Below are 25,768 nucleotides of genomic sequence, written 5' to 3' on the forward strand. Positions count from 1 at the left end.
TATGCCCCTGTCACAGGGCAGGCGTCACATCCCACACATCCTTCATGTAGCCGCGAATGGTCCGGTCCGACGAGAAGAATCCCGACCGGGCCGTATTCATCGCCGCCATGTGATACCAGCGCTGCGGGTCGGCATAGGCGGCCGAAACCCGGGCTTGCGCCGCGTGATAGGCGTCGAAGTCCGAGGCGACGAGGAAATAGTCGCTGTGCCACATGCCATGCACCAGCCCGTGATACCGCTCGGGCTCATCGGGGCTGAAGCGCCCCTCGGCAATCATCTGCAACACGTCCTGCAACGGCTGGCTCGCCTCGATCGCCTTGCGGGAATGATCGGGGTCTTCGCGCCGTTTCGAGACCTCTTCCGCCGTCAGGCCGAACAGGAAGAAGTTCTCGTGCCCCACCTCCTGCAATATCTCCACATTGGCCCCGTCCAGCGTGCCGATGGTGGGCGCGCCGTTCATCATGAACTTCATGTTGCCGGTGCCCGACGCCTCTTTCCCCGCGGTCGAGATCTGTTCCGACAGATCCGAGGCCGGGATCAGGTTTTCCGCCATGCTGACGTTGTAGTTCGGCGGATAGACGATCTTCAGCAGATCGCCGGTCTTGGGGTCGTTGTTCACCACCTGCGCCACGTCGTTGATCAGGCGGATGATCTCTTTCGCCACCGCATAGCCCGGCGCGGCCTTGCCGCCGAAGATGCGGACGCGCGGCACCGGGTTGCTGACCGCGCCGTTGCGGATGGCGTGCCAGTGGGCGATGCATTCCAGGATGTTCAGCAGTTGACGCTTGTATTCGTGGATGCGTTTGACCTGAACGTCGAACAGCGCGTCCGGGCTGACCTTGACGCCGAATTCGCGGCCGATCCAGTTGCCGACCTCAACCTTGTTGGCGCGCTTGGCTGCGGCAAAGGCGTCGCGGAAGCTGGCGTCATCGACATGGGTCTTCAGCCCGTCCAGCCGGTCAAGGTCATCTTCCCAACCCTCGCCGATGGTGTCAGTGATCAGCCGCGCCAGACCGGGGTTCGACATCCGCAGCCAGCGGCGCGGGGTCACGCCATTGGTTTCGTTGATGATCCGCCCCGGATGCAGCCGGTCCAGTTCGGGAAAAAGGTTCTTCTTCACCAGCTCCGAATGCAGCGCCGACACGCCGTTCACCTTGTGGCTCATGATGAAGGCAAGTTCGCCCATCCGCACCTCATGGTGCTTGACGATGCCCACATAATGCGGCCGCGACGGATAGGTGCGGCGGTGCCAACTGTCGATCCGTTCGACAATCTGCATGTGGCGCGGCAGCACCGTGCCGAAGGTGAAGGTCGCCCATTTCTCCAGCGCCTCGGGCAGCAGCGTGTGGTTGGTATAGCCAAGACAGGCCCGCGCGGTGTTCAGCGCATCCTCGAACGGCATCCCGTGGTCATCGGACAGAAGCCGGATCAGTTCCGGCCCGGCAATCGCCGGGTGGGTGTCGTTCATCTGGATGGCGACATGCTTCGGCAGCGCCGTCAGGTCGCTGTGCCGGTAAAGATAGCGGCGCAGGATGTCTTGCAGCGCAGCCGAGGTCAGGAAGAATTCCTGCTTCAGCCGCAGTTCCTTGCCCTGATAGGTGGTGTCGTCGGGGTACAGCACCCGGCTCAGGGTGCGCGCCAGCGTCTCGGGTTCGGCCGCAGCGGCATAGTCGCCCCGGTTGAACCGTTCAAGATTGAACATTGTCGTGGGTTTTGCCGCCCAAAGCCGCAGCGTATTGGCCCATTTGCCGCCCCAGCCGATGACCGGCGTGTCATGCGCCTCGGCGATCACCGTTTCGCCGGGCACCCAGATGTCCTTGCCGTCGCGGGTTTCGATCTGGCCCTTGAAGCCCACGGTATACGCGCTTTCGGGGCGCGGGAATTCCCAGGGGTGGGCCTGTTTCAGCCAGTCTTCCGGCGTTTCCACCTGACGCCCGCCCTCGAACCGCTGGCGGAACAGGCCGTGTTCATAGCGGATGCCATAGCCATAGGCCGGGCAGCCCACCGTGGCCATGCTTTCCATGAAGCAGGCCGCCAGCCGGCCCAGGCCACCGTTCCCAAGCGCGGCGTCGGGCTCATCCTCGATCAGCGATTTCAGATCCTGGCCGAAGCCGACCATGGTCTGTTCGGCCGCCTCGTAAAGACCCAGGTTGATCGTGGCGTCTTCCAGCAACCGGCCGATCAGATATTCCATCGACAGGTAGTAAACGCGCTTGTGGTCCTCGGCCCAGGTGCGGCGCGTGCTGGCGAACCAGGGTTCGACGATCCGGTCGCGGATCGCATAGGACAGCGCCATCCGCCAGTCATAGCGGCTGGCGTTCGGGGCGTCCTTGCCCAGCGTGAAGGTCAGGTGATGAAGAACAGAGGCTTGCAGGCGTTCGGGGGAAAAGCTGAGATCGTTCACTTGGTTTCCTGCGAAGGGTACGGGTCAGGCCGCAGCCTAGGACGGACAGAAGGCCGGTCAAGCACAACAAGGCATCCCGCGCCGTCTGCCGGACCGTGGCAGCCCAAAGCGGTTTGATCCTAGCGCAGGACTTTCCGCAACGCATCAACAATTATCCATGTTGTTTCAAGGCAGGCCAGCGATCAAAACGGTTTGACCCCCGGCCGCAGGGATGCGGTGCCCTGCCCGATCCGTAAGCATCACGGCGCAAGACGTGGCGAGTCGCGAATGCATCCGCTGCCGGCTCCGGGCCGACGCCGCCCAGCCGGGGACGCGCAAACAGGCGCGGCATCTGGCCGCAATGCCCTTAAATTGCTGCGTGTTAGCGCAATATGACGCATCCCCTGCTCAGGAATCTTCCGTCATTAGTGAGGTAACTGATCTGCATCATTGTTCCCGCGCAGGCTGTTTTACATGCTTGCCAAGAAACCCTAGGAGAGGCCCATGCGCCTGACCATCCGAACCAGTCTTGCGATGCGCGCACTGATGTTCTGTGCCGTGAACGACGGCCGAACCGTGCGCCGTCAGGAAGTGGCCGAGGCCACCGGCGCCTCGGAAAACCATCTGGCGCAGGTGATCCACCTGCTGGCCCAGAAGAAATTCCTGCATACGGTGCGGGGCCGCACCGGCGGGCTGACGCTGGCCCGCCCCGCCTCGATGATCACCGTGGGCGAGGTGTTCCGCGCCTTCGAAAAGGTCATCCCCTTTGCCGAATGTTTCAAGGGGGGGCCGCCGGATTGCCCGCTCGCGGAAGGCTGCCGCCTGAACTGCGTGATGGCCGAGGCGCTCGATGCGTTCTACGCCCGTCTGGACAAGACCACGGTCGCCGACCTGATCACCGAAAACGCCACGCTGGACCGCATCCTGCGCGTCGCCTGACCCGTCAGGCGCAGCAGGCCGGCCCTGTGGCCAGACCTGTCAGGATCGGGCAATCGGGCCGGGCATCGCCGGCGCAGGCATGAACAAGCTGCGTCAGCGTGGCCTGCATCGCCTGCAATTCGGCCAGCTTGGCTTCGATCCGCTCCAGATGCCGGCCGGCCAGTGCCTTCACATCGGCGCTGGCGCGATCCTTGTCCTCGTACAGCGCCAGCAGCGACCGGCAGTCCTCGATGGAAAACCCCAGCGACCGCGCGCGGCCGATGAAGGCCAGCTTGTGCAGGTCGCTGTCGCGGAAGGCGCGGTAGCCGTTCGAAGACCGCAGCGGCCGGATCAGCCCGATTTCCTCGTAATAGCGGATGGTCTTGGCCGGCAGGCCAGACTGCCGCGCCACTTCCGTGATGTTCATTCCACCCCCCTGACAAAGCGCAGACGCAAGGCATTGGTCAGCACCAGAACCGAAGACAGCGCCATGGCCCCCGCCGCCAGCATCGGCGAAAGCTGCGGCCCGCCAAAGGGCACCAGCACCCCGGCGGCCACCGGAATCAGCGCCACATTGTAGCCAAAGGCCCAGAACAGGTTCTGCCGGATGTTGTGCATCACCGCGCGGCTGAGGCGGATCGCGGTGGCCACCGCCAGCGGATCGCCCCGCATCAGCACCACCTCGCCCGCCTCGATGGCGACATCGGTGCCGGTGCCCATGGCGATGCCCACTTCGGCCGCCGCCAGCGCCGGGGCATCGTTGATGCCATCCCCGACAAAGGCCCCGCCCCCGCGGCGGATCAGATCCAGCTTGCCTTCGGGCAGCACGCCCGCCTCAACCTCGGCAATGCCCAGCCGGGCGGCCACCGCGCGGGCGGCGGCCGGCGTGTCACCGCTGATCATGGCCGGGGTCACGCCCAGCTCCTGCAAGGCCGCCACGGCGCGGGCGGCGGATGCGCGCGGCGCGTCGGCCACGGTGATCAGCCCCTGCACCTCGCCCTCGCGGGCGACGAACAGCAGGCTTTCCCCCTGCCCCGCCGCCGCATCAGCCAGCACCTGCAACCGCGCGGGAATGGCGGGGAACATCCGCGCCGCGCCCACCGACAGCCGCGCCCCCGCCACCCTGGCCTCGGCCCCCAGCCCCGGCAGCGCGCGGAAATCGCTGGCCTCGGGCACCTCGCCCGCCGCGGCCAGCACCGCCGCCGCCAACGGATGTTCGCTGTGCTGTTCCACCGCCGCCGCGCCGGGCAGCACCCAGCCCGGCCCGTGCACCGCCGTCACCCTTGGCCGCCCTTCGGTCAGCGTGCCGGTCTTGTCGAAGGACACCCGCGTCACGCCCGCCAGCCGCTGCAAGGCCTCGCCCCGGCGGAACAGCACGCCCAGTTCCGCCGCCCGGCCCGATCCCACCAGGATCGACACCGGCACCGCCAGCCCCATGGCACAGGGGCAGGCAATGATCAGCACCGACACGCCCGAAACCAGCGCCCGCGCCATGTCGCCGGTCACGGCCAGCCAGACCGCCGCCGTCAGCAGCGCCACCGCCATCACCACCGGCACGAACCACAGCGTCACCCGGTCCACCAGCGCCTGCACCGGCAGTTTCGACCCCTGCGCTTCTTCCACCAGCGCCACGATCCGCGCCAGCACCGTGCCCGCGCCCACCGCCCGCACCTCGGCCACCAGCGCGCCGGTGCCGTTGACCGTGCCCGCGCTGACCGCGTCGCCCGGGGTCTTGGCCACCGGAACCGGCTCGCCGGTCAGCATGGATTCGTCCACCGCCGACCCGCCCGAGACCACGACGCCATCGACCGGCACCCGTTCCCCCGGCCGCAGGGCAATGCGCATCCCCGGCATCAGGCTGGCCACCGGCACCTCGGAGCCGTCCTCCAGCCGCGCGACCTTGGGCTGCAGGCCCACCAGCCTCGCAATGGCCGCCCCCGCCTGCCCGCGCGCCCGCGCCTCCATCGCGCGGCCGATCAGGATCAGCACCACGATCACCGCCGCCGCCTCGAAATAGACGGCACGAGAGGCCGCCGGCACCAGCGCCGGCGCGAACAGCACCACCGTGGAATAGGCCCAGGCCGCGCCGGTGCCCACCGCGACAAGGCTGTTCATGTCGGGGGCCGCGCGCAAAAGCGCCGGCACGCCTTTCAGATAGAACCGCCGCCCCGGCCCGATCAGCACCAGCGTCGCCAGCACGAACTGCATCAGCCAAAGCGTCTGCATCCCGATCTGCGCGTGCAGCCACATATGAAAGGCCGGGATCAGATGCCCGCCCATTTCCGTGACGAAGACCGGGGCCGCCAGCACCCCCGCCAGCGCCGCCGCTGCCCACAGCCGCCGTTCTTCGGCCCGCGGATCGGCGGGCGCGGCTTCGGCCAGCGGCGTGGCGGCAAAGCCCGCCTTGCGCACCGCCGCCGCCAGCGCCTCTGGCGCGACGGGTTCCCACAGCGTCACCTGCGCGCGGCGGGTGGCAAGGTTCGCCACCGCCGCCGCCACACCGGGCTGCGCCTTCAGCACCCGCTCCACCCGGCCGGTGCAGGCGGCACAGGTCATGCCGTCAACCGACAGGTCCACCACCACCGGGCGCACCGGATAGCCGGCCTTCGCCAGCGCCGCCGCCATGCCCTCGCGGGTGGCGGGGGCGTGGAAGCGCACCAGCGTTTCGCCCGTGCCGAAATTGGCGTCGGCCTTTTCCACACCGGGCTGCGCCTGCAACACCCGTTCGACCCGCGCCACGCAAGAGGCGCAGGTCATCCCCTCCAGCGTCAGCCGGGCGGTGTCTGAGGGCGGGTGCGAAATCGGGCCGGGCGCGGTCATGGAATGTCTCCTTGCCCAGCCCATATGGGGGTTCCAGTCACGGGAAGGTCAAGGCCCGCCGGGCCACAAAACTGGTGCTTGACCTTCCAGCAGCAGGAACCCCCATATGACCGGCAAGAAGGAGCCTGCCCATGACCACACTTTCCGTTCCCGACATGTCCTGCGGCCATTGCAAGGCCAGCGTCGAAGCCGCCCTCGCCCCGATCACCACCGCCGTCACGGTGGACCTGACCACCCGCCAGGTCACCGCCGAAGGCGCCCCGGCCGAGAGGCTGGTTCAGGCCCTGGCCGAAATCGGCTTTCCGGCCACCGCGCTGGGCTAGATTCCCATCAATTTCCGGCGAGGAATGGCCGGTCCGGGCGGTATCCGTAGTATTGCCCACTTGACCGGGCCGCCGCGAAGGATTCATGCAATGCGACACGTTGAAGCAAGAGCCAGCGCGGAGCAGTCACATGGCCTCGAAACAGATTCAGCAAGGGTCCACCCCGGCCCCTTCGCAGCCGCAGCAGCAGGGCACCCCGATGCCGCAGCCGCAGGCCGGCAAGCCCGTCTATACCGACTGGGCGTCGATCTGACATCCCGTCCTTGACGGAACCGGGGCCAGCCGCAAGGCTGGCCCTGTTGCATTTCAGGGCACCCGACCATGGCCGATCCCGTTTCCTCGATCCCGAACCTTGGCCCCGCGTCGGAAGCGGCCTTTGCCCGCGCCGGCATCCATTCCGCCGACGAGATCCGCGCGCTGGGTGCGGACGAAGCCTATCGCCGCCTGCTGCTTTCAGGCGCGGCGCCGCATTTCATTGGCTATTATGTTCTGGTGATGGGCTTGCAGGGCCGGCCTTGGAACGATTGCCAGGGCGACGAGAAGAAGGCGCTGCGGCAGCGCTTCGATGCGATCAAGGCCAGCATGGCCGGAACCAAGGAAAAGGGCCGCTCCGATCTGGAGGCGGCCCTGTCCTATTTCGGTGTGGTGGAGCGCCGGGGCTAGGGCCAAATTCTTTCGAAAGAATTTGCCCGGCGATCCCGGTCAGCCCACCAGTTCAAGGCCCGAGAAGAAGAAGGCGATTTCGCGCGCGGCCGAAGCCGGGCTGTCCGACCCGTGGACCGAGTTTTCGGCCTTGGACAGCGCGAATTCCTTGCGGATGGTGCCGGCATCGGCCTGGGCCGGATCGGTCGCGCCCATCACTTCGCGGTTCTTGGCAATGGCGCCTTCGCCTTCCAGCACCTGCACCACGACCGGCTCGCTGGCCATATAGGCCACCAGCTCGCCATAGAAGCCGCGCTCCTTGTGCTCGGCATAGAATTCGCCGGCTTGCGCGGCGGTCAGGTGGATGCGCTTCGAAGCGATGACGCGCAGGCCGGCGTCTTCGAACTTGGCAACGATCTTGCCGGTCAGGTTGCGCTTGGTCGCATCGGGCTTGATGATCGACAGGGTGCGTTCGGTGGCCATCTGGCTCTCCATGATCTGGGGGCCGCTGTGGCCCGTTCGGATGGCGCAGCTGCTATCACGGGTTTCCGACAAAGGAAAGACAGCCGAAAAAGACCTGCCGCCGCCGGAAGACGCCAGGAAGACAAAAGGAAGACGCAGGAAAGACGGCCTTTTTGCCCCTGTCACCACCGGCTTCGATTGACCTTGCCCGCCGCCTGCGGCAAGGCAGGCGCCATGCTGCGCATCGAAGACATCACCTATTCCGTTGAAGGCCGCCCCCTGTTCGAGGGCGCCTCTGCCACCATTCCCACCGGCCACAAGGTTGGTCTTGTCGGCCGCAACGGCACCGGCAAGACCACGCTGTTCCGGCTGATCCGGGGCGAGCTGTCGCTGGAAGGCGGCGCAATCCAGTTGCCCGCCCGCGCCCGCATCGGTGGTGTGGCGCAAGAGGTGCCGTCCTCCGAAGTGTCGCTGCTGGATACGGTTCTGGCGGCCGATACCGAACGCGCGGCGCTGCTGGCGGAATCCGAAACCGCCACGGATGCCCACCGCATTTCCGACATCCAGACCCGGCTGCATGACATCGACGCCTGGTCGGGCGAGGCGCGCGCCGCCTCAATCCTGCGCGGCCTTGGATTCGAGCCGGAACAACAACTTATGCCCTGTTCTGCCTTCTCTGGCGGCTGGCGGATGCGGGTGGCGCTGGCGGGCGTGCTGTTTGCCCAGCCCGACTATCTGCTGCTGGACGAACCGACGAACTACCTTGATCTGGAAGGGGCGCTGTGGCTGGAAAGCTATCTGACGAAATACCCCCATACGGTCATCGTCATCAGCCATGACCGCGGCCTGCTGAACCGCGCCGTGACCGGCATCCTGCATCTGGAAGACCGCAAACTGACCTATTACTCCGGGTCTTACGATACGTTCGCGGAAACCCGCGCCGCCCGGCTGGCCGTGATCGAGGCCGAGAACCGCAAGGCCGAAGCCCGGCGCGCCCATCTGCAAGGGTTCGTGGACCGCTTCCGCTATACCGCCTCGAAGGCGCGGCAGGCGCAGTCGCGGCTGAAGATGATCGAACGGCTGAAATTCGCCACCTCGCCGCAAGAGGCGGCGCTGGCCAAGTTCACCTTCCCCGAACCCGAAGAGCTGTCGCCCCCCATCGTGACGCTGGACGGCGCCTCGGTCGGTTATGGCGGGCCGCCGGTGCTGCGCCAGCTTTCGCTGCGCATCGACCAGGATGACCGCATCGCCCTTCTGGGCCGTAACGGGGAAGGAAAATCAACCCTTTCCAAGCTGTTGGCGGGCAAACTTCAGACGGCCAGCGGCCGACTGACCAAATCTTCCAAGCTGCGGATCGGCTATTTCGCCCAGCATCAGGTGGATGAGTTGTACATCGACGAAACGCCGCTTCAGCACATTGCGCGGCTGCGTCCGGCCGAGAACGGCCCCCGCCACCGTGCCCGTCTGGCCGGGTTCGGCCTGCGGGCGGATCAGGCCGATACCAAGGTCGGGCGGTTGTCGGGCGGGCAGAAGGCGCGGCTGTCGCTGCTGCTGGCCACCATCGACGCGCCGCATCTGCTGATCCTTGACGAACCGACCAACCACCTGGACATCGAAAGCCGCGAAGCCCTGGTCGAGGCGCTGACCGACTATACCGGCGCGGTCGTGCTGGTCAGCCATGACATGCACCTGCTGAACCTGGTGGCCGACCGGCTGTGGCTGGTCAAGGATGGCACGGTCACGCCCTATTCCGAAGATCTGGAAACCTATCGCGCGCAGCTTCTGGCGGGCGAAGACGGTGTGAAATCCGCCGCTAAACCTGCTGAAAAGACAAAGAAAATCTCGCGCGACGATCTGCTTGCCCTGCGGGCCGACCTGCGCAAATGCGAGGAACGGCTGGAACGGCTGGCCGAGATGCGCGCCAAGCTGACCAAGAAGATGGCCGAGCCCGATCTTTACGACGATGCCCGCAAGGCCGAGCTGGACCAGTGGACCGCCAAGTTCGCCGAGCTGGAAGAGGCCGAGGTCAAGGCCGAGGCGCTGTGGCTGGCCGCGCAGGAACGGCTGGACGCCGCCAAGACCTGAGCGCCCCAAGGTTCCGCTTTCCAAATCGCCCTGCCGCAGGCTAGCCTTTGGTCATGCTGGACAGTGCCTTCCTCATCACCGCCTTTGCCACGCTGTTCGTGGTGATCGACCCGCCGGGACTTGTGCCCATGTTCATTGCCCTGACACGGGGCAAATCCCCGGCGCAGCGGCGGACGATGGCCCGCCGCGCCTGCCTGATCGCGGCCTTCCTGCTGACGATTTTCGGGCTGGCCGGCGAATCGATCCTGAACTTCGTCGGCATCTCGATGTCGGCCTTCCGCATCGCGGGCGGCATCCTTTTGTTCCTGACCGCGCTGGACATGCTGTTCGAACGCCGCACCCAGCGGCGCGAGGGCCAGACGGCAGAACCCGACCACGACCCTTCGGTGTTCCCGCTGGCCACGCCGCTGATCGCCGGGCCGGGGGCGATTGCCACCATGATCCTGCTGGTGGGTCAGGCCGAAACGCAATCTGGCCCCGACTGGCGCGGTGCGGCCACGGTGATTGCGCTGATGATGGTGATGATGGCCGTCACCTTCGCCTTCCTCCTTGCCTCGCCGCCGATGGAGCGGCTGCTGGGCCGGACCGGCACCATCGTGATCACCCGGCTGCTGGGGATGCTGCTGGCCGCGCTGTCGGTGCAGTTCGTGATCGACGGCATCCGCCAGACCGGGCTTGTCGGCTGATCTTCCCTTTGCCGCCGGCCTTCCCCATATCGCTTCGGCCCATATTGCTTCGGCAAGGAGACCCCGATGGATGGTGATACCCTTGGCCGGATGGCCTATCTTGTGCTGCTTCTGGTCGCCGTCGGCGGTTGGGTCATGGTGGAATACCGCAAGCGCCTTGGCATGGCGCTGCGCACGGCAATGGCCTGGGGCCTGATCTTTCTGGGCGTGATGGCGGGCTACGGGCTGTGGAACGACATCCGCCAGGACGTGCTGCCGCGCCAGATGGTGACCGAAGGCGGCACGGTCGAACTGCCGCGCGCCCTTGATGGGCATTATTACGCCCAGGTCGACATCAACGGCACCGGCGTGCTGTTCCTGGCCGATACCGGGGCCAGCAACATGGTCCTGTCGCGCCGCGATGCCGACCGGCTGGGCATCAAGACCGAGTCGCTGGTCTTTGCCGGCCAGGCCTCAACCGCGAATGGCACGGTGCGCACGGCGCGGGTCACCCTGCCCGAGGTGGTGCTTGGCCCGTTCCGGGACAGTGACTTTGCCGCCTATGTGACCGATGGCGAGATGGATGTCTCGCTGCTGGGCATGGATTACCTGCGCCGCTTCCGGGTCGAGATCGACGGCGGCAAGATGATCCTGTCGCGCTAGGCGCCCGATGGGGCCGGGCTTTCGGCCTTCTTTTCCCACTTGCCGCTGGCATCGGCCCAGTATTGCGCCGGCAGGCCCGCGGCGGTAACGGCCTTCCATTGAACCCGCGCCGCCGCGACCTGGGCTTCGTCGGCGCCTTCGAACAGCAACCAGACCCGTTCCATCGCCTGCGCTTCGGCCAGATCCACCGGCAGGGCACGCAGCAGAAGCACCGCACAGGCGCCATTCACCGCCGCGCCCTGCCCCAGCAGCACCGGCTGATCGGCATCCTGCGGCCCGCCCGCCAGACCGTGCGGCAGGAAGCCGTCTTCGGGTTCCAGCCACAGCCGGCCGTCCAGACGTTCCAGCGCCGCGCGGTCGGCGTCGCGCACCATCACCCGCCAGCCCTGTTGCAAGGCGCGGTCGCACAGCATGGTGACAACCTCGTCCAGCGAAAAGCGCGTCAGGTGGTAGAAGTTCACGATGCCCATGGCGCGGTGTCCGGGTCAGGCCGGGTCAGCGTTCATAGCGGTCGCGGATCAGCCGGTTCAGCGCCAGAACGCCCCAGCCGGTGGCCCCCTTGCGCGACAGGGTCTGATCGGATTTCGCCAGCGTCACCCCGGCAATGTCGAGGTGAATCCAGGGCACATCCGGCTTGACGAAGCGCGCCAGGAACTGCGCGGCGGTGATCGCGCCGCCTTCGCGGCCGCCCACGTTCATCATGTCGGCGATGCGGCTTTTCAGCCGCGCGTCATAGCCTTCGCCCATCGGCATCCGCCAGGCGCCCTCGCCCTCGGCCATGGCGGCCTTGAGGAAGGCCCCGCAGAGCGTATCATCGTTCGAAAAGACGCCGGCATTTTCGCCGCCAAGCGCCACGACGATGGCGCCGGTCAGCGTGGCCAGGTCGATCACCGCCTGCGGCTGGAAGCGTTCCTGCGCGTACCATAGCACATCGGCCAGCACCAAACGCCCCTCGGCATCGGTGTTGATGACTTCGATCGTGTCGCCCTTCATGCTGCGCACCACATCGCCCGGCCGTTGGGCGCGGCCATCGGGCATGTTCTCGACCAGCCCGACCAGACCCACGACATTGGCCTTGGCCTTGCGCAGCGCCAGCGCCCGCATGACGCCGGCCACCACGCCCGCGCCGCCCATGTCCATGGTCATCTCTTCCATGCCGCCCGCCGGCTTGATCGAGATGCCGCCGGTGTCGAAGACCACGCCCTTGCCCACCAGCGCCAGCGGCGCGACCGAAGCATCGGCGCCCTTCCACTGCATGACCACCACCTTGGAGGGGCTTTCCGACCCCTGCCCCACCCCAAGAAGCGCGCCCATGCCCAGACGGGAAAGGTCTTCTTCCTCAAGCACCTCGACCTCGACCCCAAGCGCGGTCAGGGCCGACAGCCGTTCGGCAAATTCGAAGGTGGTAAGCACATTGGCCGGCTCGTTCACCAGATCGCGGGTGAAACAGATGCCTTCGGCCACCGCGAACAGCGGCGCGGCCTCGGCAGCGACCACCTCGGGCGAGGAAACCATCATCTGCACCGGTCCAGCCGGCTTCTGCTCGCCGCTTTTGTGCGCGGTGAAATCATAGGCCCGCAGCGCCAGGGCAAAGGCCACTTCGGCGGCGCGCGGATGTGTGTCGGCCAGCACGGTCAGCGGGGCTTCGCCCAGGGTGCGGCCGATGCTGCCGCCGGCACGGCGGGCGCTGGCGGTATCGGTGCGCTTGGGCAGGCGCACCAGTTGCAGCGCCTCGCAGGCCAGGCCGGCGGGAAAGGCCAGTTCCAGCGCATCGCCGGGCTTGAGCTTGCCGAAGGCATCAGAGGCCAGCGCCCGTGCCACCGCGCCCCGGCTGGCCCGGTCCAGCCGCCGCGCCGCCGCCCCCAGAGCCGTGCCCGGTTCGGCCAGCAGGGCGATGCGCCCTTCGGCCGTCAACAGGGCCTCGGCATCAACCTCACGGAACGGGATGGCAATGGGATGGGACATATCGGGTGTACCTTGCGGCTGAAGGATCATGGATGGCTTTGCAGCGATCCTGACACCGGGTCGGGTCGGGGTCGGCGGGCCATTGCCGCAACGCTAACCAAGCGGCCCGGCAATGACCAGATAGGAGTTTTCCCTTGCCGGCAATTCGGCTAGGGTCCGGCCACCTCAACCGCAACATCTTGTGGAACCGCGGGCGGCCTTGTCCAGATTCGACCGTTACTTGTTGTCCAACCTGCTGCAGCTCTTCGGCTTTTTCAGCCTGGTGCTGGTGGCTGTCTATTGGGTCAACCGTGCCGTCGGCCTGTTCGACCAATTGATCGGTGACGGACAATCGGCGCTGGTCTTTGTCGAGTTCTCTCTGTTGTCGCTGCCCAATGTCATTCGGCTGGTGTTGCCGATTTCCGCTTTTGCCGCCTGCCTTTACGCGGTGAACCGGCTGGCCCAGGAATCCGAGCTTGTGGTGATGCAGGCCACCGGCTTTTCCTCGATGCGGCTGGCGCGGCCGGTGCTGTTCTTCGGCCTTTGCGTCATGGCAATGCAGCTTGTGCTGTCCAACGTGCTGGTGCCGATGGCCCAGACACGGCTTCAGGAACGCAGCGCCGAGATCAACCAGGACATCACCGCGCGGTTCCTGAACGAAGGGCGCTTCATGCACCCGTCCAATGGCGTGACGCTGTATATCCGTGAAATCACCCCCTTGGGCGAGCTGAACGACCTGTTCCTGTCGGACGAACGCATTCCCGAAGACATGGCCGAAGACATGGCCGAAGGCGCAACGCCGCCCGTGCGGTCGATCTACACCGCCCGCCGGGCGCTGATCGTGCGGGGGGTGAGCGCGCCGCAACTGGTGATGCTGGACGGGTCGATCCAGCAACTGACGCGCGAGACGCCGCCCCGGGTGTCGATCACCCGGTTCACGACCTTCACGCTGGATCTGTCGGGCATCGTCCAGACCGGGGCGGACCGCCGCAAGGTGGTGGACGAGCTGTCCACCGCCGACCTTCTGGCCGCCGATCCCGCGCAGATCGAGGCGATGGCGACCAGCCGCGCCGCCTTTCTGGAAGAGGCGCATAGCCGCATTTCCACCCCGATGCTGGGCCTTGTCGCGCCGCTTGTCGGGTTTGCGGCACTGATGCTGGGCGGCTTTTCCCGCTTTGGCCTGTGGCGGCAGATCGGGTTCGCCGTGCTGCTGATCATCGGGCTGCAACTGGTGAACACCGCGGCCTCTGGCGTGGTGCTGCGCAACGCCGCGGCCTGGCCGGTGATGTATGCAGCCCCGCTGGCGGGCGGCGTGGTGGCCTATGCCCTGCTGTGGCTGTCGCAACAGCCCCGGCGGCGCCCGCGCCCGGGCCCTGCCAGCGAAGGGGCGGCGGCATGACGCTTTCGCTTTATATCGCGCGGCGCTTCCTGATGGTCGTGGCCCAGGTGTTCCTGATCTTCTTCGGCATCCTGATGCTGATCGACATGATCGAGCAGTTGCGCAAGTTCTCGGGGCAGAACATCGGTCTGGGCGAAGCGGCGCATCTGTCGCTTCTGAATGTGCCCGAAACGCTGTATCGCATCCTGCCGCTGATCCTGATCATCGCCGCCATCACGCTGTTCCTTGCGCTGGCACGGTCGTCCGAACTGGTGGTGGTGCGCGCGGCGGGCCGGTCCGGGCTGCGCTTTCTGGCCACGCCGGTCATCGTGGCAACGGCATTGGGCATGTTGACCGTGGCCGTTCTGAACCCGCTGGTCGCGGCCACGTCGAAAACCTACGAAGACCTCCGCTCGCGCTATCTGTCGGGGGGGGCGGTATTGTCGGTGTCGGACACCGGGCTTTGGCTGCGGCAGGGCGGTGACTATGGCCAGACCGTCATCCAGGCGGCGCGGTCCAACCTGGACGGGACGGAACTTTACAACGTCAGCTTCCTGACCTTCGGCCCTGCCGGCACCCCCGTCGCCCGGATCGAGGCGCGCGAGGCCCGGCTGGAAACCGGCGCCTGGCGGCTGGACGGGGCCAAACACTGGGATCTTGACGCGCCGAACCCCGAACTTTCCGCCGAAAGCTGGCCGGACGGGACCAAACTTCCGTCAGACCTGACACCAGAGCGAATCCGCGACAGTTTCGGCACGCCGTCGACCGTGCCGATCTGGCAGCTTCCCGGCTATATCAGCGGGCTTGAACGGGCGGGGTTTTCCTCGCGCTCTTACAAGCTGTGGTTCCAGATGGAACTGGCACAGCCGCTGCTGCTGACCGCGATGGTGCTGGTGGCCGCAGGGTTCACCATGCGCCCGACCCGCTTTGGCGGCACTGGAAAAATGGTGCTTCTGGCCATGCTGGCAGGGTTTGCCCTGTTCTTTTTGCGCAACTTTGCGCAGGCTCTGGGGGAAAGCGGCCAGATCCCGCTGGCGTTGGCGGCCTGGGGCCCGCCTGCGGCGGCGGTCATGCTGGCGCTTGGACTTCTCCTCCATCTGGAGGACGGCTAGAGCATGGGTATGGGACTGATCCGATTCCTTCGAACCCGCCTTCTCTCGGCCGCTCTGGCCGCCGTCCTGCCGTTTGCCGCAACGGCGCAGGATGCGGACCGCGCCACCCTTGTCTCTGACCAGTTGGAAATTGCCGGCGACAGCCAGTTGATCGCAACCGGCAATGTCGAGGTGTTTTACCAGGGCTACCGGCTGCGGGCCAGCCGGGTGGTCTATGACCAGACCGGCGACCGGCTGGTGATCGACGGCCCGATCACCATGACCGATGCCAGCGGCGACACGCTGATCCTTGCCTCGGCGGCCGATCTGTCGGCCGACATGACCGAAGGCATCCTCGACAGTGCCCGTCTGGTTCTGAACCAGCAGTTGCAACTGGCCTCCAGCCGGATGATGCGGGTCGCCGGGCGCTATACCGCGCTGGACCGGGTTGTCGCCTCTTCCTGCAAGGTCTGCGCGTCAAGCCCGGTGCCGCTGTGGGAAATCCGCGCCCGCCGGGTGGTGCATGACGAGGTGGAGCGTCAGCTTTACTTCGATCACGCCCAGTTCCGCGTCGCGGGCGTTCCTGTGTTCTACATCCCGCGCCTGCGGATGCCCGACCCGACGCTTGAACGGGCACGGGGTTTCCTGTCGCCGACAATCCGCACCACGTCCGACCTGGGCTTCGGGATCAAGGTTCCCTATTTCATCCCGATCGGAACCAGCCGCGACCTGACGCTTGCGCCCTATATCACGTCGAAGGGCGCGCGGTCTGTTGACCTGCGCTATCGTCAGGCGTTCAGCAGCGGCTGGATCGAACTGAACGGTGCGCTGTCGCGCGATGACCTGATGCCGGGCGACACCCGCGGCTATCTGAAGGCCATCGGCTATTTCAATCTGCCGGACAGTTTCATCCTGAGCTTTTCGGGCATCACCACCACCGACCCGGCCTATCTTCTGGATTACGGCATCACCGATGCCGACCGTCTGGACAGCCGGATCGAGTTGAGCCGCACCCGCCGCAACGGGTTCTTCTCGGCCCGGATCATCAGCTTCCAGACCCTGCGGGACACGGAAACGGCGGCAACCCTGCCGTCGCTGATGACGGATGTCACCTTCCATCGGCGCTTTTCTCTGGGCCCTCTGGGCGGCGAAGGCGGGCTTCGCCTGCAAAGCCACAGCCACCTGCGCAGTTCGTCCGATCCGCTGGATGGCAATGGAGACGGCATCGCCGACGGGCGCGATGTGAGCCGGCTGTCGGCCCGGATCGACTGGCGTCGCAGCTTCATCCTGCCAGCCGGAATCGAAGCCTCGCTTCTGGGCGAGGCGCAGGCTGATGCCTATACCATCGGGCAGGATGCCATCTATGCCGGCGAATACACGCGCGGCCATACAACAGCGGGGATCGAGCTGCGCTGGCCGCTGGTCAAGACCACCACGGCCGGTGCCACCCATGTGATCGAGCCGGTGGTGCAACTGGTCTGGTCCTCGCGCAGCCGCGCCAACATCCCGAACGAAGACAGCACCCTGGTCGAATTCGACGAAAACAGCCTGTTCTCGCTGGACCGCTTCCCGGGGGCCGATGCGGTTGAAAAGGGTGCGCGGCTGAATCTGGGCGTGACCTGGACGCGATATGACCCCGACGGCTGGTCCACGGCGGTTACTCTGGGCCGGGTGCTGCGGGAAAGGGATTACGGGCAGTTCGGCACCGCCTCGGGTCTGGATGGCCGGAATTCGGACTGGCTTCTGGCCGCAACGGCCGAATGGCAATCCGGGCTGGTGGTGACTGGGCGCATGGTCTTTGACGACAGCTTCAGCCTGTCCAAGGGCGAGGTGCGGCTGACCCTGGGCCGGGAACGGCTGGGGGTGTCGACCTCGGCCCTGTGGGCCGAAGCCGACCTGACCGAGAACCGCCCCGACCGGACGCGCGAATTCCGGTATGACGCGCGCTGGCGGATGACCGATGCCTGGACGCTGACCACCTCGGGCAGCTACGACTTCGAGGCCGAGCGCGGCACGCTGGCGGGCCTGGGTTTGGAATTCCGCAACGAATGTGTGGCGGTCGATCTTTCCCTCTCGCGTCGGTTCACGACCTCGACTAGTGTAACGCCGACGACGAGCTTCGACCTTTCGGTCGATCTTATCGGCTTTGGCGGCGGCAAGACGGCAGGCCCGTCGCGGCGCTGCTATTAGGGCAAAGACCCGCGGTTCAGGCGGGCGAACAGGTTGAACGGCGGGCGATCGATCAGGATGCAACGCAAGGCGGCACGGGTGAAGCAGACGAAACGGGTGGCAATGGCCGCCGCGCTGGCCGGAGTCATGGCCGGCCTTGGGATGGGCGCTCCGGTCGGAACCGGCAGCACGGGGGCCGCCCTGGCGCGGAACCTGTTCGCGCCCCGGCTTTATGTGAACGATCAGGCCATCTCGGAATACGAGATCCAGCAGCGCGTGATGTTCATGAAGGTGCTGCGCGCACCCGGCAACCTGCAGGAAGAAGCCGTCAAGGAACTGATTTCCGACCGTCTTCGGATGTCCGAAGCCAAGCGTCTGGGCGTGAAGGCCACGGCAGAAGAAGTGACTGCCGGGATGACCGAATTTGCCGGCCGGGCCAACCTGACTGCCGAGCAGTTGGTTGCCGAATTGCAGAAGGTGGGCATCGCGCCGGAAACCTTCCGCGATTTCGTCACGGCGGGCGTGGTCTGGCGCAAGATCGTGCGGGACCGCTTCCGCGGCCAGGTTTCGGTGTCCGAGGCCGACATCGACAAGGCGCTGGAGGCCACCGCCCGGCCCCGCGCCCTGCGGGTGCTGATGTCCGAACTGGTGATCCCGGCAGAACCCGGCAAGGAAGACGCCGCCCTGGCGCTGGCCACCCGTCTGAGTGGCGAGATCAAGACCGAGGGCGCCTTTGCCGCCGCCGCGCGCAGCTATTCCGCAGCGCCGACCGCCGCCAACGGCGGCCGGCTGGACTGGCTGTCGCTGTCGAACCTGCCGCCGTCGATTGCCGGGCAGATCCTTGGCCTTGGGCCGGGCGACACCTCGGCCCCGGTCGAAGTGCCCGGTGCCGTGGTGCTGTTCCAGCTTCGCGACGTGGCGCGCGACACCACCGCCGAACCTGTGAAGGTCTCGGTCGAATGGGCGGAATACCTGATCCCCGACGATGCGGCCGAAGTGGCCCGCCTGAAGGGCACGATCCGCACCTGCAACGAGCTGAACCGCGAAGCGCGCGGCCTGCCCGCGGACCGGCTGACCATCACCAAGGCCCCGATGTCCGAGGTGCCGAAGGATGTGGCGCTTGAACTGGGCAAGCTGGATCTGGGCGAGATGTCCAGCGCGCTGACCCGTTCTGGCTATCGCCGGCTGATCATGCTGTGCGGCCGCCAGCAGGTGATGGACCCCGAACCCACGCGCGATCAGGTCCGCGATCAGGTGATGAACCAGAAGCTGTCCGGTCTGGCCGAAGGGTATCTGGCCGAATTGCGCGCCGCGGCCTTCATCCGCGAACCGTGAGCCGCGCCCCCGTTGTCCTGACCTCGGGCGATCCGTCCGGGATTGGCCCTGAACTGGCCGTCAAGGCGCGCGCCGTTCTGGGCGACAGTCTTCCCTTTGTCTGGCTGGGCGATCCGCGCCACCTGCCGGCCGGAACCGCGTTTCACGAAGTGACCAGCCCGGCTGCGGCGGCGGATGTGCCGCCGGGGGCGTTGCCGGTGCTGCCACACCGTTTTGCCGCCCCGGCCCTGCCCGGCCAGCCCGACCCGGCCAATGCCTCGGGCGTGATCGAGGTCATCGCCCGCGCGGTGGACCTGGTGCATTCGGGCGCGGCGCGGGCGTTGTGCACGGCCCCGATCCACAAGAAGGCGCTGAAGGATGGCGCCGGCTTCGCCTTTCCCGGCCATACCGAATATCTGGCCCATCTGGCGGGCGTCGGGCGCGTGGTGATGATGCTGGCCTGCCCCGGCCTGCGCGTGGTGCCGACCACCATCCATATCGCGCTGTCCGAGGTTCCGACGGCGCTGACCGAAGCTCTGCTGGAAGACACGATCCGCATCACCCATGCCGCGCTGAAGGCCGATTTCGGCCTTGCCGCGCCGCGTCTGGCGGTGGCGGGGCTGAACCCTCATGCCGGCGAAGGCGGCGCCATGGGGTGGGAAGACGAGCGGATGATCCGCCCGTTGGTCGCCCGTCTGGCGGCCGAAGGCATGGCGATCCGTGGCCCGCTACCGGCGGACACGATGTTTCATGCCGCCGCACGCGCCGGCTATGACGCGGCGATCTGCGCCTATCACGATCAGGCGCTGATCCCGATCAAGACCATCGACTTTGCCGGTGGGGTGAATGTGACGCTGGGTCTGCCGTTCGTCCGCACCTCGCCCGACCATGGCACGGCCTATGACATTGCGGGCAAGGGGGTGGCCGATCCGTCCAGCCTGATCGCGGCGCTGCGTTTGGCGCAAGACATGGCCACGGCCCGCGGGCGATAACCGCCGGGGCGCTGCGCCCCGGCCCCCGGGGTATTTGGACCAACTGGAAGGAGGCGGACAGATGGCGACGATCGACGGGCTGCCGCCCCTGCGCGAGGTGATCGCGGCGCATGATCTGGTGGCGAAGAAGCAGCTTGGCCAGAACTTCCTGCTGGACCTGAACCTGACGGCCAAGATCGCGCGCTGTGCGGGCGATCTGACCGGCTGCGATGTGCTGGAGGTGGGGCCGGGCCCCGGCGGGCTGACCCGTGGCCTGCTGGCCGAAGGCGCGCGGCATGTGGTGGCGGTGGAAAAGGACGCGCGCGCCCTGCCCGCCCTGGCCGAGATTGCCGCGGCCTATCCGGGCCGGCTGACCGTGCTGCACGGCGATGCGCTGGACCTGGACCTGTCGGCCCATCTGAGGCCGCCGGTCAAGGTGGTGGCCAACCTGCCCTATAACGTGGGAACCGAACTTCTGGTGCGGTGGCTGACGCCGGCTGTCTGGCCGCCGTTCTGGTCGTCGCTGACGCTGATGTTCCAGAAGGAAGTGGCCGAGCGCATCGTGGCCCGGCCCCGGGGCGACCATTACGGACGGCTGGCCTTGCTGGCCCAGTGGCGGGCCGAAGCGAAGATCGTGATGAGCCTGCCGCCAGAAGCCTTTGTTCCCGCACCAAAGGTTCATTCGGCGGTGGTGCACCTGACGGCCCTGCCCGCACCGCGCTATCCGGCGACGGAAAAGGTGCTGATGCGGATCACCGCCATGGCCTTCAACCAGCGCCGCAAGATGCTGCGATCCTCGCTCAAGGGGCTGTCACCCGACATCGAGGACCGGCTTCTGGCGGCCGGAATCCCGCCCACGGCGCGGGCGGAAGAGATTTCTCTGGAAGCGTTCTGCACGCTGGCGCGCAGCTTCGACTGAGGCGCTGTCTTCAGCGGAAACCCGAAGATTTCGCCACAAGCCGCTGATTTCCTGCAAGAATGGCGCGCGCACCATTCAGGCGCGCGCCACCTTTGGTGTCATTCTGCCGCTTCGGCCTTGGGCTTGCGCGGGCGCCGCGTCTTGGCTGCCGCGGCCGGTTCGGCCTCGGGGGCCGGGTCGGTGACGGGTGCGGACGCCGGGGCGGGCCCGCCGGTGATGAACTCGGGCAATGCGGGGGCGGCGACGGCGGTCTCGGCCTCGGGGCGGCGATTGTCGCGTTCGCGCCGTTCATAGGGCGGCCGGTCGCCTTGCGGGCGGTTTTCGCGGGGGCGATCGTCGCGGACGCGGTTGCCCTGCTGCGGACGGTCTTCGCGCGGGCGATCCTCGCGCGGACGGTTGTCCTCGCGGCGGTCGCGGCGGGCGGTTTCGGGGGTCTCGACCAGACCCGCCTCATCGGTCGTGCCGAACTCGACCACTTCGACGGCGGGCTGTTCCTCGGCCGCCGGATCGCGGAAATCGGGCCGGTCGCGATAGTCGCGGTCACGATCCCGGAACTCGCGGTCACGGTTCTGGTTGCCGCCGTTGCCGTTCTGCTGGAACTGCGCCTGACGCGCCTCCTGCTCGGCGGCCATTTCCCGCTGCGCCTCGGCCAGAAGCCGGGTGTAATGCTCGGCATGTTGCGAGAAATTCTCGGCAGCCACACGGTCATTCGAGAGCTGCGCATCGCGGGCGAGCATCTGGTACTTCTCGATGATCTGCTGCGGCGTGCCGCGCACCTTGCCTTCCGGCCCGGAGCTGTCGAACACTCGGTTGATGATATTGCCAAGGGTGCGCGGGCGGTTCTGGTTGGAACGCGAGCGTTTCTTCGAAGAGCGCATCTTTGCCTTTGGTCCAGTGATCTGCCTTGGCCCGTTCTATGGGCCGCAGGGGCCCTTGGAAATTCCGGCAGGATCGGGTTGATGCAGGGGCCGGGCCAATCGTGCCGAGCCGTCCTTGCATGAAGCCTGCATAAACGCGCGGCTGGCGCAGTGGCAAGGTGATTCTGCCTCTCCGGTGCCAGATCGGCGGTTTTTTGACAGGATTCTGCGATTTGTCGCAGGATTTCGCAGGTCAGAGGCCCGCCGTGGCCAGGACCACCCGGTCGCGCCCGTCGAAATCGGGCAGGATGCGGATCTGCCGCAGCCCCTGCCCGGCCAGCAATGCCGCCACCGCCGCGCCCTGCGTCGGGCCGATTTCCAGCAGCAGCCGCCCGCCGGCTGCCAGATGCGCCGCCGCCCCGGCCGCAAGAACGCGGTAGGCCGCCAGCCCGTCGCCGCCGGGTGTCAGCGCCATGCGGGGTTCGTGGTCGCGCACTTCGGGCGCCAGACCGGGCATTTCAGCCTCGGCGATATAGGGCGGGTTCGATACGATCAGGTCAAACCGGCCCTCGATCGCGGAAAACCAGTCGGACAGCCCGAAGGCGGCGCGGTCTTCCAGCCCCAGACGACGGGCATTGTCGGCCGCCACCTTCAGCGCTGCGGCCGAGGCATCGACGCCAAGGCCCGTCGCGCCGGGCCGGTCGGCCAGACAGGACAGCAGGATGCAGCCGGTGCCGGTGCCCAGATCCAGCAGCCGGTCGAAGGGCTGCGCCAGCGCCTCGGACACAAGGATTTCGGTTTCGGGGCGTGGGTCCAGTGTATCGGGGGTGACGCGGAAGCTGCGGCCCCAGAACAGACGCGCGCCCGTAATCTGGGCCACGGGCTTTCGGGTCAGCCGCGCCGCAAGCGCCGCATCATAGGCCGCCACCTGCGGCGGGGTCATAGGGTCGGGCAAGGCCAGCGTCAGCCGTTCGGGCGGCAGGGTCAGGGCATGAGCCAGCAGACGGCGGGCATCGCCGGAGGCATCGTCAATTCCGGCGGCCCGCAGCCGGGGGATCGCGGCGCGCAGCGCCTCGGCCGCCGTGATCACGAGTCCATCTCCGCCAGTTTCGCGGCCTGATCATGCGAGATCAGCGCCTCGATCACTTCGGACAGGTCGCCAGCCATGATCTGCGGCAGGGCGTAAAGCGTCAGGTTGATGCGGTGATCGGTCATCCGGCCTTGCGGGAAATTGTAGGTGCGGATGCGTTCGCTGCGGTCGCCCGAACCGACCTGCGCCTTGCGGTCGGCGGCGCGGCTCTGGGCCAGCCGTTCGCGTTCCGCCTCATACAGCCGGGCGCGCAGCACCTGCATGGCGATGGCGCGGTTCTGGTGCTGCGATTTCTCGGACGAGGTGACGACGATGCCGCTGGGAATATGGGTGATCCGCACCGCCGAGTCGGTCGTGTTGACGTGCTGTCCACCCGCCCCCGAGGACCGCATCGTGTCGATGCGGATGTCCGAGGCGGGAATGTCGATGTCCACTTCCTCGGCTTCGGGCAGAACGGCGACGGTGGCCGCGCTGGTGTGGATGCGGCCGCCGGCTTCGGTTTCGGGCACCCGCTGAACGCGGTGAACACCGGATTCGTATTTCAGCCGGGCATAGACCCCTTCGCCCTGCACATGGGCGGTGAACTCCTTGATGCCCCCCAGATCCGAGGCGGCGCTTTCCAGCACTTCGAACCGCCAGCCCATGCGTTCGGCATAGCGCTGATACATGCGGGCCAGATCGCCGGCGAACAGGCTGGCCTCTTCGCCGCCGGTGCCGGGGCGGATTTCCAGGATGGCCGGGCGGGCGTCGGCGGCGTCTTTCGGCAAGAGCGCGATGCGCAGTGCCTGTTCCATTTCGGGGATGCGGGCCTTGAGCCGGGGGATTTCCTCCTCGGCCAGCGCCTTCATCTCGGGATCGGCCAGCATGGCCTCGGCCTCGGCCAGATCGGTCAGCGCCTGCCGATAGGCGCTGATCTCGTCCACCACAGGTTTCAGGTCGGAATATTCGCGGCTGATCCGGGCGATCTCGGCCGGGGCGGCCCCGGCGTTGAGCTGCGCTTCGAGAAACTCGAAACGCTGGGTGATCTGGGCAAGTTTGTCTAGCGGAACCATAGGCCGGGGGTTTGGCCCGGAAGCCCCCGCCGGTCAAGGGGCGGCAGGGGCGCCGCGCCCCAAGGCCCCGGCGAAAGCGTCAGAGCCGCGACAGCCAGTCGGTCAGCCGCGCCGCGTTGACCCCCATGTCCGATCGGCCGAAGCGCAGACGGGCGTGGATGTAAAGACCGTCGGGGCGAACCTCGGCGGTGGTATAGTCGGGGAACCCCCAAAGCAGGCTGCGGGTGATCCAGGTGATGCGTCCCTCGGACACGCTGCCGGCCAGCCGTTCGGTGCGCGGGCTGGCCATCGACACGGCATCCAGCTTTGCCAGCAGATCGGCGGGCACGCCTTTGGTGGCCGAAAGCCGCAGCGTGGCCGCGCCTTCGGCGGGAACCACCTGATCCCAGGGGACGCCTTCTGCCCACAGCGCGGCGGGGGGCGAGACGTTCCATTGCGCGGGATCGCTGGGCGCCAGCCGGACATAGGCCGTAAGCCCCAGAAAGGCGATGATCAGGAAAGCAAGCGTCAGTCCCATGGTGCGCACCAGCCGTTTCATCGTTGCGTCCTTGCCCAGTGATAAAGGCAGATCAGTTCATAGGCGACATGGGCGCCGGCGATGGCGGTCGCGCCAGTCGTGTCATAAGGGGGCGAGACTTCAACGATGTCGCCACCAACCATGTTGATCCCGGCCAGATCGCGCAGCATCGCCGCCGCCTGCCAACTGGCCAGACCGCCCCACACGGGCGTGCCGGTGCCGGGAGCGAAGGCCGGGTCAAGCGCGTCGATGTCGAAGGTGACATAGGTGGGCGCGTCGCCCACGATGTCCTTGGCGGTGGCCACCACCCGTTCGACACCCCATTCATGCGCCTCGCGGGATGTGATGACATTGACGCCAAGGTAATCCTCGGTCGTGGTGCGGATACCGATCTGCACGCTGCGCCTGGGGTCAACGTAGCCCTGTTTCACCGCCTTGTACATCATCGTGCCATGGTCGATGCGGGTCAGGTCGTCATCGGGCCAAAGGTCGGAATGGGCGTCGAAATGGATCACGCCCAAGGGGCCGAACTTTTCAGCATAGGCCTTGAGGATGGGAAAGGTGATGTAATGGTCGCCGCCCAAGGTGACCGTGCCCGCCCCGGCGGCCAGGATGGTGCGGATATGGGCCGTCAGGGTTTCGGGAAAGTCTGCAGTCTTGGCATAGTCGAAGGCCAGATCGCCGTAGTCGATCACTGCCATGTCTTCCAGCGGGTTGGTCGGCCAGCCGTGCGGCGGGTCATAGGGTTGCAGGCTGGAGGCCTCGCGGATCGCGCGGGGCCCGAAGCGGGTGCCGGTGCGATGCGTCACCGCCTGATCGAAGGGCACGCCGGTGATCGCCAGATCAACGCCGGTCAGATCCTTGGTATAGGTCCGGCGCAGAAAGCTGGTCGCGCCGCCGAAGGCGTTTTCAAAGGCATAGCCGCGCAGCCCCTTGCGGGTGAAGGCGCTGTCCACTTCGGTCTTGGCATCTTCAAGGGCCATGGTCGGTGTCTCCGCTTGGCAGGCGTCGTCATTGGGTCAGGCGGAGACGTCGCGGATCCGGCACGGGAACAAGGCTTGCCGCCTTGGCGGGGCAAGGTCAAGCGCCCGTTCCGGCGGCGTCAGAACAGTTTCTGCTTCGCCTTGGCGACCGAGAAGCCGTGGCCGGCGGCATTGGTGCAGGTGATGCCCGTCTTGGCCGAGACACAACTGATGCCGCCCAGCGACAGCGCCTGGCCATAGGGCAGAACCGGATTGCGGGGGTCTTGAACCGTGTCACCCACACAGGCCAGAACGCCCTTGCCGGTGTTGTCCACCGCGAAGGAATGGCCCCAGTCCAGATCGCATCCGGCGGGCGCCTTGCGGTAGGTGGGCGTCAGTTCGATCACGTCACAGCGCGCCTCTGCGCCGCCATTCCAGCTATACATGGCGCAATGGATATTGCCGGTCGGCGTGCGGAAGCCAAGGAAATCATCGGCGGCGGCGGGACCAGCCAGAACAAGAAGAACAGCAATGGCTTTCACG

General features: G+C 66.8%; 26 protein-coding genes. 14 read left to right on the forward strand and 12 right to left on the reverse strand.

Annotation, left to right across the window (positions count from 1 at the left end):
• Window positions 1-10: 10 nt before the first annotated feature.
• The gene (locus tag C5F44_RS06815) at window positions 11-2,404 is read right to left on the reverse strand and encodes a glycogen/starch/alpha-glucan phosphorylase (protein ID WP_107672772.1); all 2,394 of its coding nucleotides are present in this window, start codon (window positions 2,402-2,404) and stop codon (window positions 11-13) included.
• A 483-nt stretch (window positions 2,405-2,887) separates the two neighbouring features.
• On the opposite strand from C5F44_RS06815, the gene C5F44_RS06820 reads away from it, so the two are divergent.
• A complete protein-coding gene (locus tag C5F44_RS06820) occupies window positions 2,888-3,322 on the forward strand; it encodes an RrF2 family transcriptional regulator (RefSeq protein ID WP_107672773.1) in 435 nt (144 codons plus the stop codon).
• A gap of 4 nt (window positions 3,323-3,326) precedes the next feature.
• On the opposite strand, the gene cueR is transcribed toward C5F44_RS06820, so the two are convergent.
• Together cueR and C5F44_RS06830 are read right to left on the reverse strand one after the other, a co-directional pair.
• A complete protein-coding gene (gene cueR, locus C5F44_RS06825) occupies window positions 3,327-3,728 on the reverse strand; it encodes a Cu(I)-responsive transcriptional regulator (RefSeq protein WP_107672774.1) in 402 nt (133 codons plus the stop codon).
• Entirely contained in the window at window positions 3,725-6,121 is a 2,397-nt protein-coding gene (locus C5F44_RS06830) for a heavy metal translocating P-type ATPase (protein WP_107672775.1), read from the reverse strand. Before C5F44_RS06830 ends, cueR begins: the two co-directional genes overlap by 4 nt.
• Before the next feature lie 131 nt (window positions 6,122-6,252).
• Between C5F44_RS06830 and C5F44_RS06835 the strand changes: the two genes are divergently transcribed.
• From C5F44_RS06835 to C5F44_RS06840, 3 genes are all read left to right on the forward strand, one after another.
• The gene (locus tag C5F44_RS06835) at window positions 6,253-6,444 is read left to right on the forward strand and encodes a heavy-metal-associated domain-containing protein (RefSeq protein ID WP_107672776.1); all 192 of its coding nucleotides are present in this window, start codon (window positions 6,253-6,255) and stop codon (window positions 6,442-6,444) included.
• 130 nt (window positions 6,445-6,574) lie between these two features.
• Window positions 6,575-6,697 (forward strand): hypothetical protein, encoded by a 123-nt coding sequence (locus C5F44_RS18240; RefSeq protein WP_257791673.1) that lies wholly within the window; start codon window positions 6,575-6,577, stop codon window positions 6,695-6,697.
• 68 nt (window positions 6,698-6,765) lie between these two features.
• Window positions 6,766-7,107, forward strand: a complete 342-nt coding sequence (locus C5F44_RS06840) for a TfoX/Sxy family protein (protein ID WP_107672777.1) — start codon at window positions 6,766-6,768, stop codon at window positions 7,105-7,107.
• A gap of 39 nt (window positions 7,108-7,146) precedes the next feature.
• On the opposite strand, the gene ndk is transcribed toward C5F44_RS06840, so the two are convergent.
• The gene (gene ndk / locus C5F44_RS06845; RefSeq protein ID WP_107672907.1) at window positions 7,147-7,569 is read right to left on the reverse strand and encodes a nucleoside-diphosphate kinase; all 423 of its coding nucleotides are present in this window, start codon (window positions 7,567-7,569) and stop codon (window positions 7,147-7,149) included.
• Here ndk and C5F44_RS17800 point away from each other — a divergent pair.
• The 4 genes from C5F44_RS17800 (at window position 7,562) to C5F44_RS06860 (ending at window position 10,961) form a co-directional block, all read left to right on the forward strand.
• Window positions 7,562-7,750, forward strand: a complete 189-nt coding sequence (locus C5F44_RS17800; protein WP_146161911.1) for a hypothetical protein — start codon at window positions 7,562-7,564, stop codon at window positions 7,748-7,750. The genes ndk and C5F44_RS17800 overlap by 8 nt on opposite strands.
• Window positions 7,751-7,782: 32 nt before the next feature.
• On the forward strand, window positions 7,783-9,633 hold the full coding sequence (locus C5F44_RS06850) for an ABC-F family ATP-binding cassette domain-containing protein (RefSeq protein ID WP_107672908.1): 1,851 nt from the start codon (window positions 7,783-7,785) through the stop codon (window positions 9,631-9,633).
• 53 nt (window positions 9,634-9,686) lie between these two features.
• On the forward strand, window positions 9,687-10,319 hold the full coding sequence (locus tag C5F44_RS06855; RefSeq protein ID WP_107672778.1) for a MarC family protein: 633 nt from the start codon (window positions 9,687-9,689) through the stop codon (window positions 10,317-10,319).
• Window positions 10,320-10,385: 66 nt separating this feature from the next.
• On the forward strand, window positions 10,386-10,961 hold the full coding sequence (locus C5F44_RS06860; RefSeq protein ID WP_107672779.1) for a retropepsin-like aspartic protease family protein: 576 nt from the start codon (window positions 10,386-10,388) through the stop codon (window positions 10,959-10,961).
• Here C5F44_RS06860 and C5F44_RS06865 read toward each other — a convergent pair.
• Window positions 10,958-11,431: a DNA polymerase III subunit chi gene (locus C5F44_RS06865; RefSeq protein WP_107672780.1), complete on the reverse strand. Its 474-nt coding sequence runs from the start codon at window positions 11,429-11,431 to the stop codon at window positions 10,958-10,960. The two genes, C5F44_RS06860 and C5F44_RS06865, sit on opposite strands and share 4 nt — an antisense overlap.
• Before the next feature lie 25 nt (window positions 11,432-11,456).
• Window positions 11,457-12,926 (reverse strand): leucyl aminopeptidase, encoded by a 1,470-nt coding sequence (locus C5F44_RS06870; protein WP_107672781.1) that lies wholly within the window; start codon window positions 12,924-12,926, stop codon window positions 11,457-11,459.
• Between the two features lie 181 nt (window positions 12,927-13,107).
• Between C5F44_RS06870 and lptF the strand changes: the two genes are divergently transcribed.
• The 6 genes from lptF (at window position 13,108) to rsmA (ending at window position 20,747) form a co-directional block, all read left to right on the forward strand.
• Window positions 13,108-14,304, forward strand: coding sequence for an LPS export ABC transporter permease LptF (gene lptF / locus C5F44_RS06875; RefSeq protein ID WP_478210333.1), 1,197 nt, complete (start codon window positions 13,108-13,110; stop codon window positions 14,302-14,304).
• Window positions 14,301-15,395 (forward strand): LPS export ABC transporter permease LptG, encoded by a 1,095-nt coding sequence (lptG, locus tag C5F44_RS06880; RefSeq protein WP_107672782.1) that lies wholly within the window; start codon window positions 14,301-14,303, stop codon window positions 15,393-15,395. The genes lptF and lptG overlap by 4 nt, the downstream gene beginning before the upstream one ends.
• Before the next feature lie 3 nt (window positions 15,396-15,398).
• Window positions 15,399-17,564, forward strand: a complete 2,166-nt coding sequence (locus tag C5F44_RS06885; protein WP_235822556.1) for an LPS-assembly protein LptD — start codon at window positions 15,399-15,401, stop codon at window positions 17,562-17,564.
• 57 nt (window positions 17,565-17,621) lie between these two features.
• Window positions 17,622-18,878: a peptidylprolyl isomerase gene (locus C5F44_RS06890; protein WP_107672783.1), complete on the forward strand. Its 1,257-nt coding sequence runs from the start codon at window positions 17,622-17,624 to the stop codon at window positions 18,876-18,878.
• Window positions 18,875-19,849 (forward strand): 4-hydroxythreonine-4-phosphate dehydrogenase PdxA, encoded by a 975-nt coding sequence (gene pdxA / locus C5F44_RS06895; RefSeq protein ID WP_107672784.1) that lies wholly within the window; start codon window positions 18,875-18,877, stop codon window positions 19,847-19,849. The genes C5F44_RS06890 and pdxA overlap by 4 nt, the downstream gene beginning before the upstream one ends.
• A 61-nt stretch (window positions 19,850-19,910) precedes the next feature.
• Window positions 19,911-20,747, forward strand: coding sequence for a 16S rRNA (adenine(1518)-N(6)/adenine(1519)-N(6))-dimethyltransferase RsmA (rsmA, locus tag C5F44_RS06900; RefSeq protein ID WP_107672785.1), 837 nt, complete (start codon window positions 19,911-19,913; stop codon window positions 20,745-20,747).
• 98 nt (window positions 20,748-20,845) lie between these two features.
• Here the strand turns inward: rsmA and C5F44_RS06905 are convergent, their stop codons facing one another.
• From C5F44_RS06905 to C5F44_RS06930, 6 genes are all read right to left on the reverse strand, one after another.
• The gene (locus C5F44_RS06905) at window positions 20,846-21,625 is read right to left on the reverse strand and encodes a DUF4167 domain-containing protein (RefSeq protein ID WP_107672786.1); all 780 of its coding nucleotides are present in this window, start codon (window positions 21,623-21,625) and stop codon (window positions 20,846-20,848) included.
• 232 nt (window positions 21,626-21,857) lie between these two features.
• Window positions 21,858-22,691, reverse strand: a complete 834-nt coding sequence (prmC, locus tag C5F44_RS06910; protein ID WP_107672911.1) for a peptide chain release factor N(5)-glutamine methyltransferase — start codon at window positions 22,689-22,691, stop codon at window positions 21,858-21,860.
• Window positions 22,691-23,746: a peptide chain release factor 1 gene (gene prfA / locus C5F44_RS06915; RefSeq protein WP_107672787.1), complete on the reverse strand. Its 1,056-nt coding sequence runs from the start codon at window positions 23,744-23,746 to the stop codon at window positions 22,691-22,693. The genes prmC and prfA overlap by 1 nt, the downstream gene beginning before the upstream one ends.
• 79 nt (window positions 23,747-23,825) lie before the next feature.
• A complete protein-coding gene (locus C5F44_RS06920) occupies window positions 23,826-24,284 on the reverse strand; it encodes a DUF1499 domain-containing protein (RefSeq protein WP_107672788.1) in 459 nt (152 codons plus the stop codon).
• Window positions 24,281-25,246 (reverse strand): agmatinase, encoded by a 966-nt coding sequence (gene speB, locus C5F44_RS06925; protein ID WP_107672789.1) that lies wholly within the window; start codon window positions 25,244-25,246, stop codon window positions 24,281-24,283. The genes C5F44_RS06920 and speB overlap by 4 nt, the downstream gene beginning before the upstream one ends.
• A 119-nt stretch (window positions 25,247-25,365) precedes the next feature.
• A complete protein-coding gene (locus tag C5F44_RS06930; protein WP_107672790.1) occupies window positions 25,366-25,767 on the reverse strand; it encodes a DUF6636 domain-containing protein in 402 nt (133 codons plus the stop codon).
• Between the last annotated feature and the right edge of the window lies 1 nt (window position 25,768).

This window comes from Fuscovulum blasticum DSM 2131 (genome assembly GCF_003034965.1).
Classification (GTDB): domain Bacteria; phylum Pseudomonadota; class Alphaproteobacteria; order Rhodobacterales; family Rhodobacteraceae; genus Pseudogemmobacter; species Pseudogemmobacter blasticus.

Bases quoted from the DNA above. Each gene is read 5' to 3' on its own strand.
- C5F44_RS06885 (WP_235822556.1), top strand. From the start codon at position 15,399: ATGGGTATGGGACTGATCCGATTCCTTCGAACCCGCCTTCTCTCGGCC.
- C5F44_RS06865 (WP_107672780.1), bottom strand. From the start codon at position 11,431: ATGGGCATCGTGAACTTCTACCACCTGACGCGCTTTTCGCTGGACGAG.
- C5F44_RS06870 (WP_107672781.1), bottom strand. From the start codon at position 12,926: ATGTCCCATCCCATTGCCATCCCGTTCCGTGAGGTTGATGCCGAGGCC.
- rsmA (WP_107672785.1), top strand. From the start codon at position 19,911: ATGGCGACGATCGACGGGCTGCCGCCCCTGCGCGAGGTGATCGCGGCG.
- C5F44_RS06840 (WP_107672777.1), top strand. From the start codon at position 6,766: ATGGCCGATCCCGTTTCCTCGATCCCGAACCTTGGCCCCGCGTCGGAA.
- C5F44_RS06835 (WP_107672776.1), top strand. From the start codon at position 6,253: ATGACCACACTTTCCGTTCCCGACATGTCCTGCGGCCATTGCAAGGCC.
- C5F44_RS06890 (WP_107672783.1), top strand. From the start codon at position 17,622: ATGCAACGCAAGGCGGCACGGGTGAAGCAGACGAAACGGGTGGCAATG.
- C5F44_RS06905 (WP_107672786.1), bottom strand. From the start codon at position 21,625: ATGCGCTCTTCGAAGAAACGCTCGCGTTCCAACCAGAACCGCCCGCGC.
- C5F44_RS18240 (WP_257791673.1), top strand. From the start codon at position 6,575: ATGGCCTCGAAACAGATTCAGCAAGGGTCCACCCCGGCCCCTTCGCAG.
- ndk (WP_107672907.1), bottom strand. From the start codon at position 7,569: ATGGCCACCGAACGCACCCTGTCGATCATCAAGCCCGATGCGACCAAG.
- speB (WP_107672789.1), bottom strand. From the start codon at position 25,246: ATGGCCCTTGAAGATGCCAAGACCGAAGTGGACAGCGCCTTCACCCGC.
- cueR (WP_107672774.1), bottom strand. From the start codon at position 3,728: ATGAACATCACGGAAGTGGCGCGGCAGTCTGGCCTGCCGGCCAAGACC.
- C5F44_RS06855 (WP_107672778.1), top strand. From the start codon at position 9,687: ATGCTGGACAGTGCCTTCCTCATCACCGCCTTTGCCACGCTGTTCGTG.
- C5F44_RS06920 (WP_107672788.1), bottom strand. From the start codon at position 24,284: ATGAAACGGCTGGTGCGCACCATGGGACTGACGCTTGCTTTCCTGATC.
- prfA (WP_107672787.1), bottom strand. From the start codon at position 23,746: ATGGTTCCGCTAGACAAACTTGCCCAGATCACCCAGCGTTTCGAGTTT.
- C5F44_RS06850 (WP_107672908.1), top strand. From the start codon at position 7,783: ATGCTGCGCATCGAAGACATCACCTATTCCGTTGAAGGCCGCCCCCTG.
- lptG (WP_107672782.1), top strand. From the start codon at position 14,301: ATGACGCTTTCGCTTTATATCGCGCGGCGCTTCCTGATGGTCGTGGCC.
- C5F44_RS06820 (WP_107672773.1), top strand. From the start codon at position 2,888: ATGCGCCTGACCATCCGAACCAGTCTTGCGATGCGCGCACTGATGTTC.
- C5F44_RS06830 (WP_107672775.1), bottom strand. From the start codon at position 6,121: ATGACCGCGCCCGGCCCGATTTCGCACCCGCCCTCAGACACCGCCCGG.
- C5F44_RS06860 (WP_107672779.1), top strand. From the start codon at position 10,386: ATGGATGGTGATACCCTTGGCCGGATGGCCTATCTTGTGCTGCTTCTG.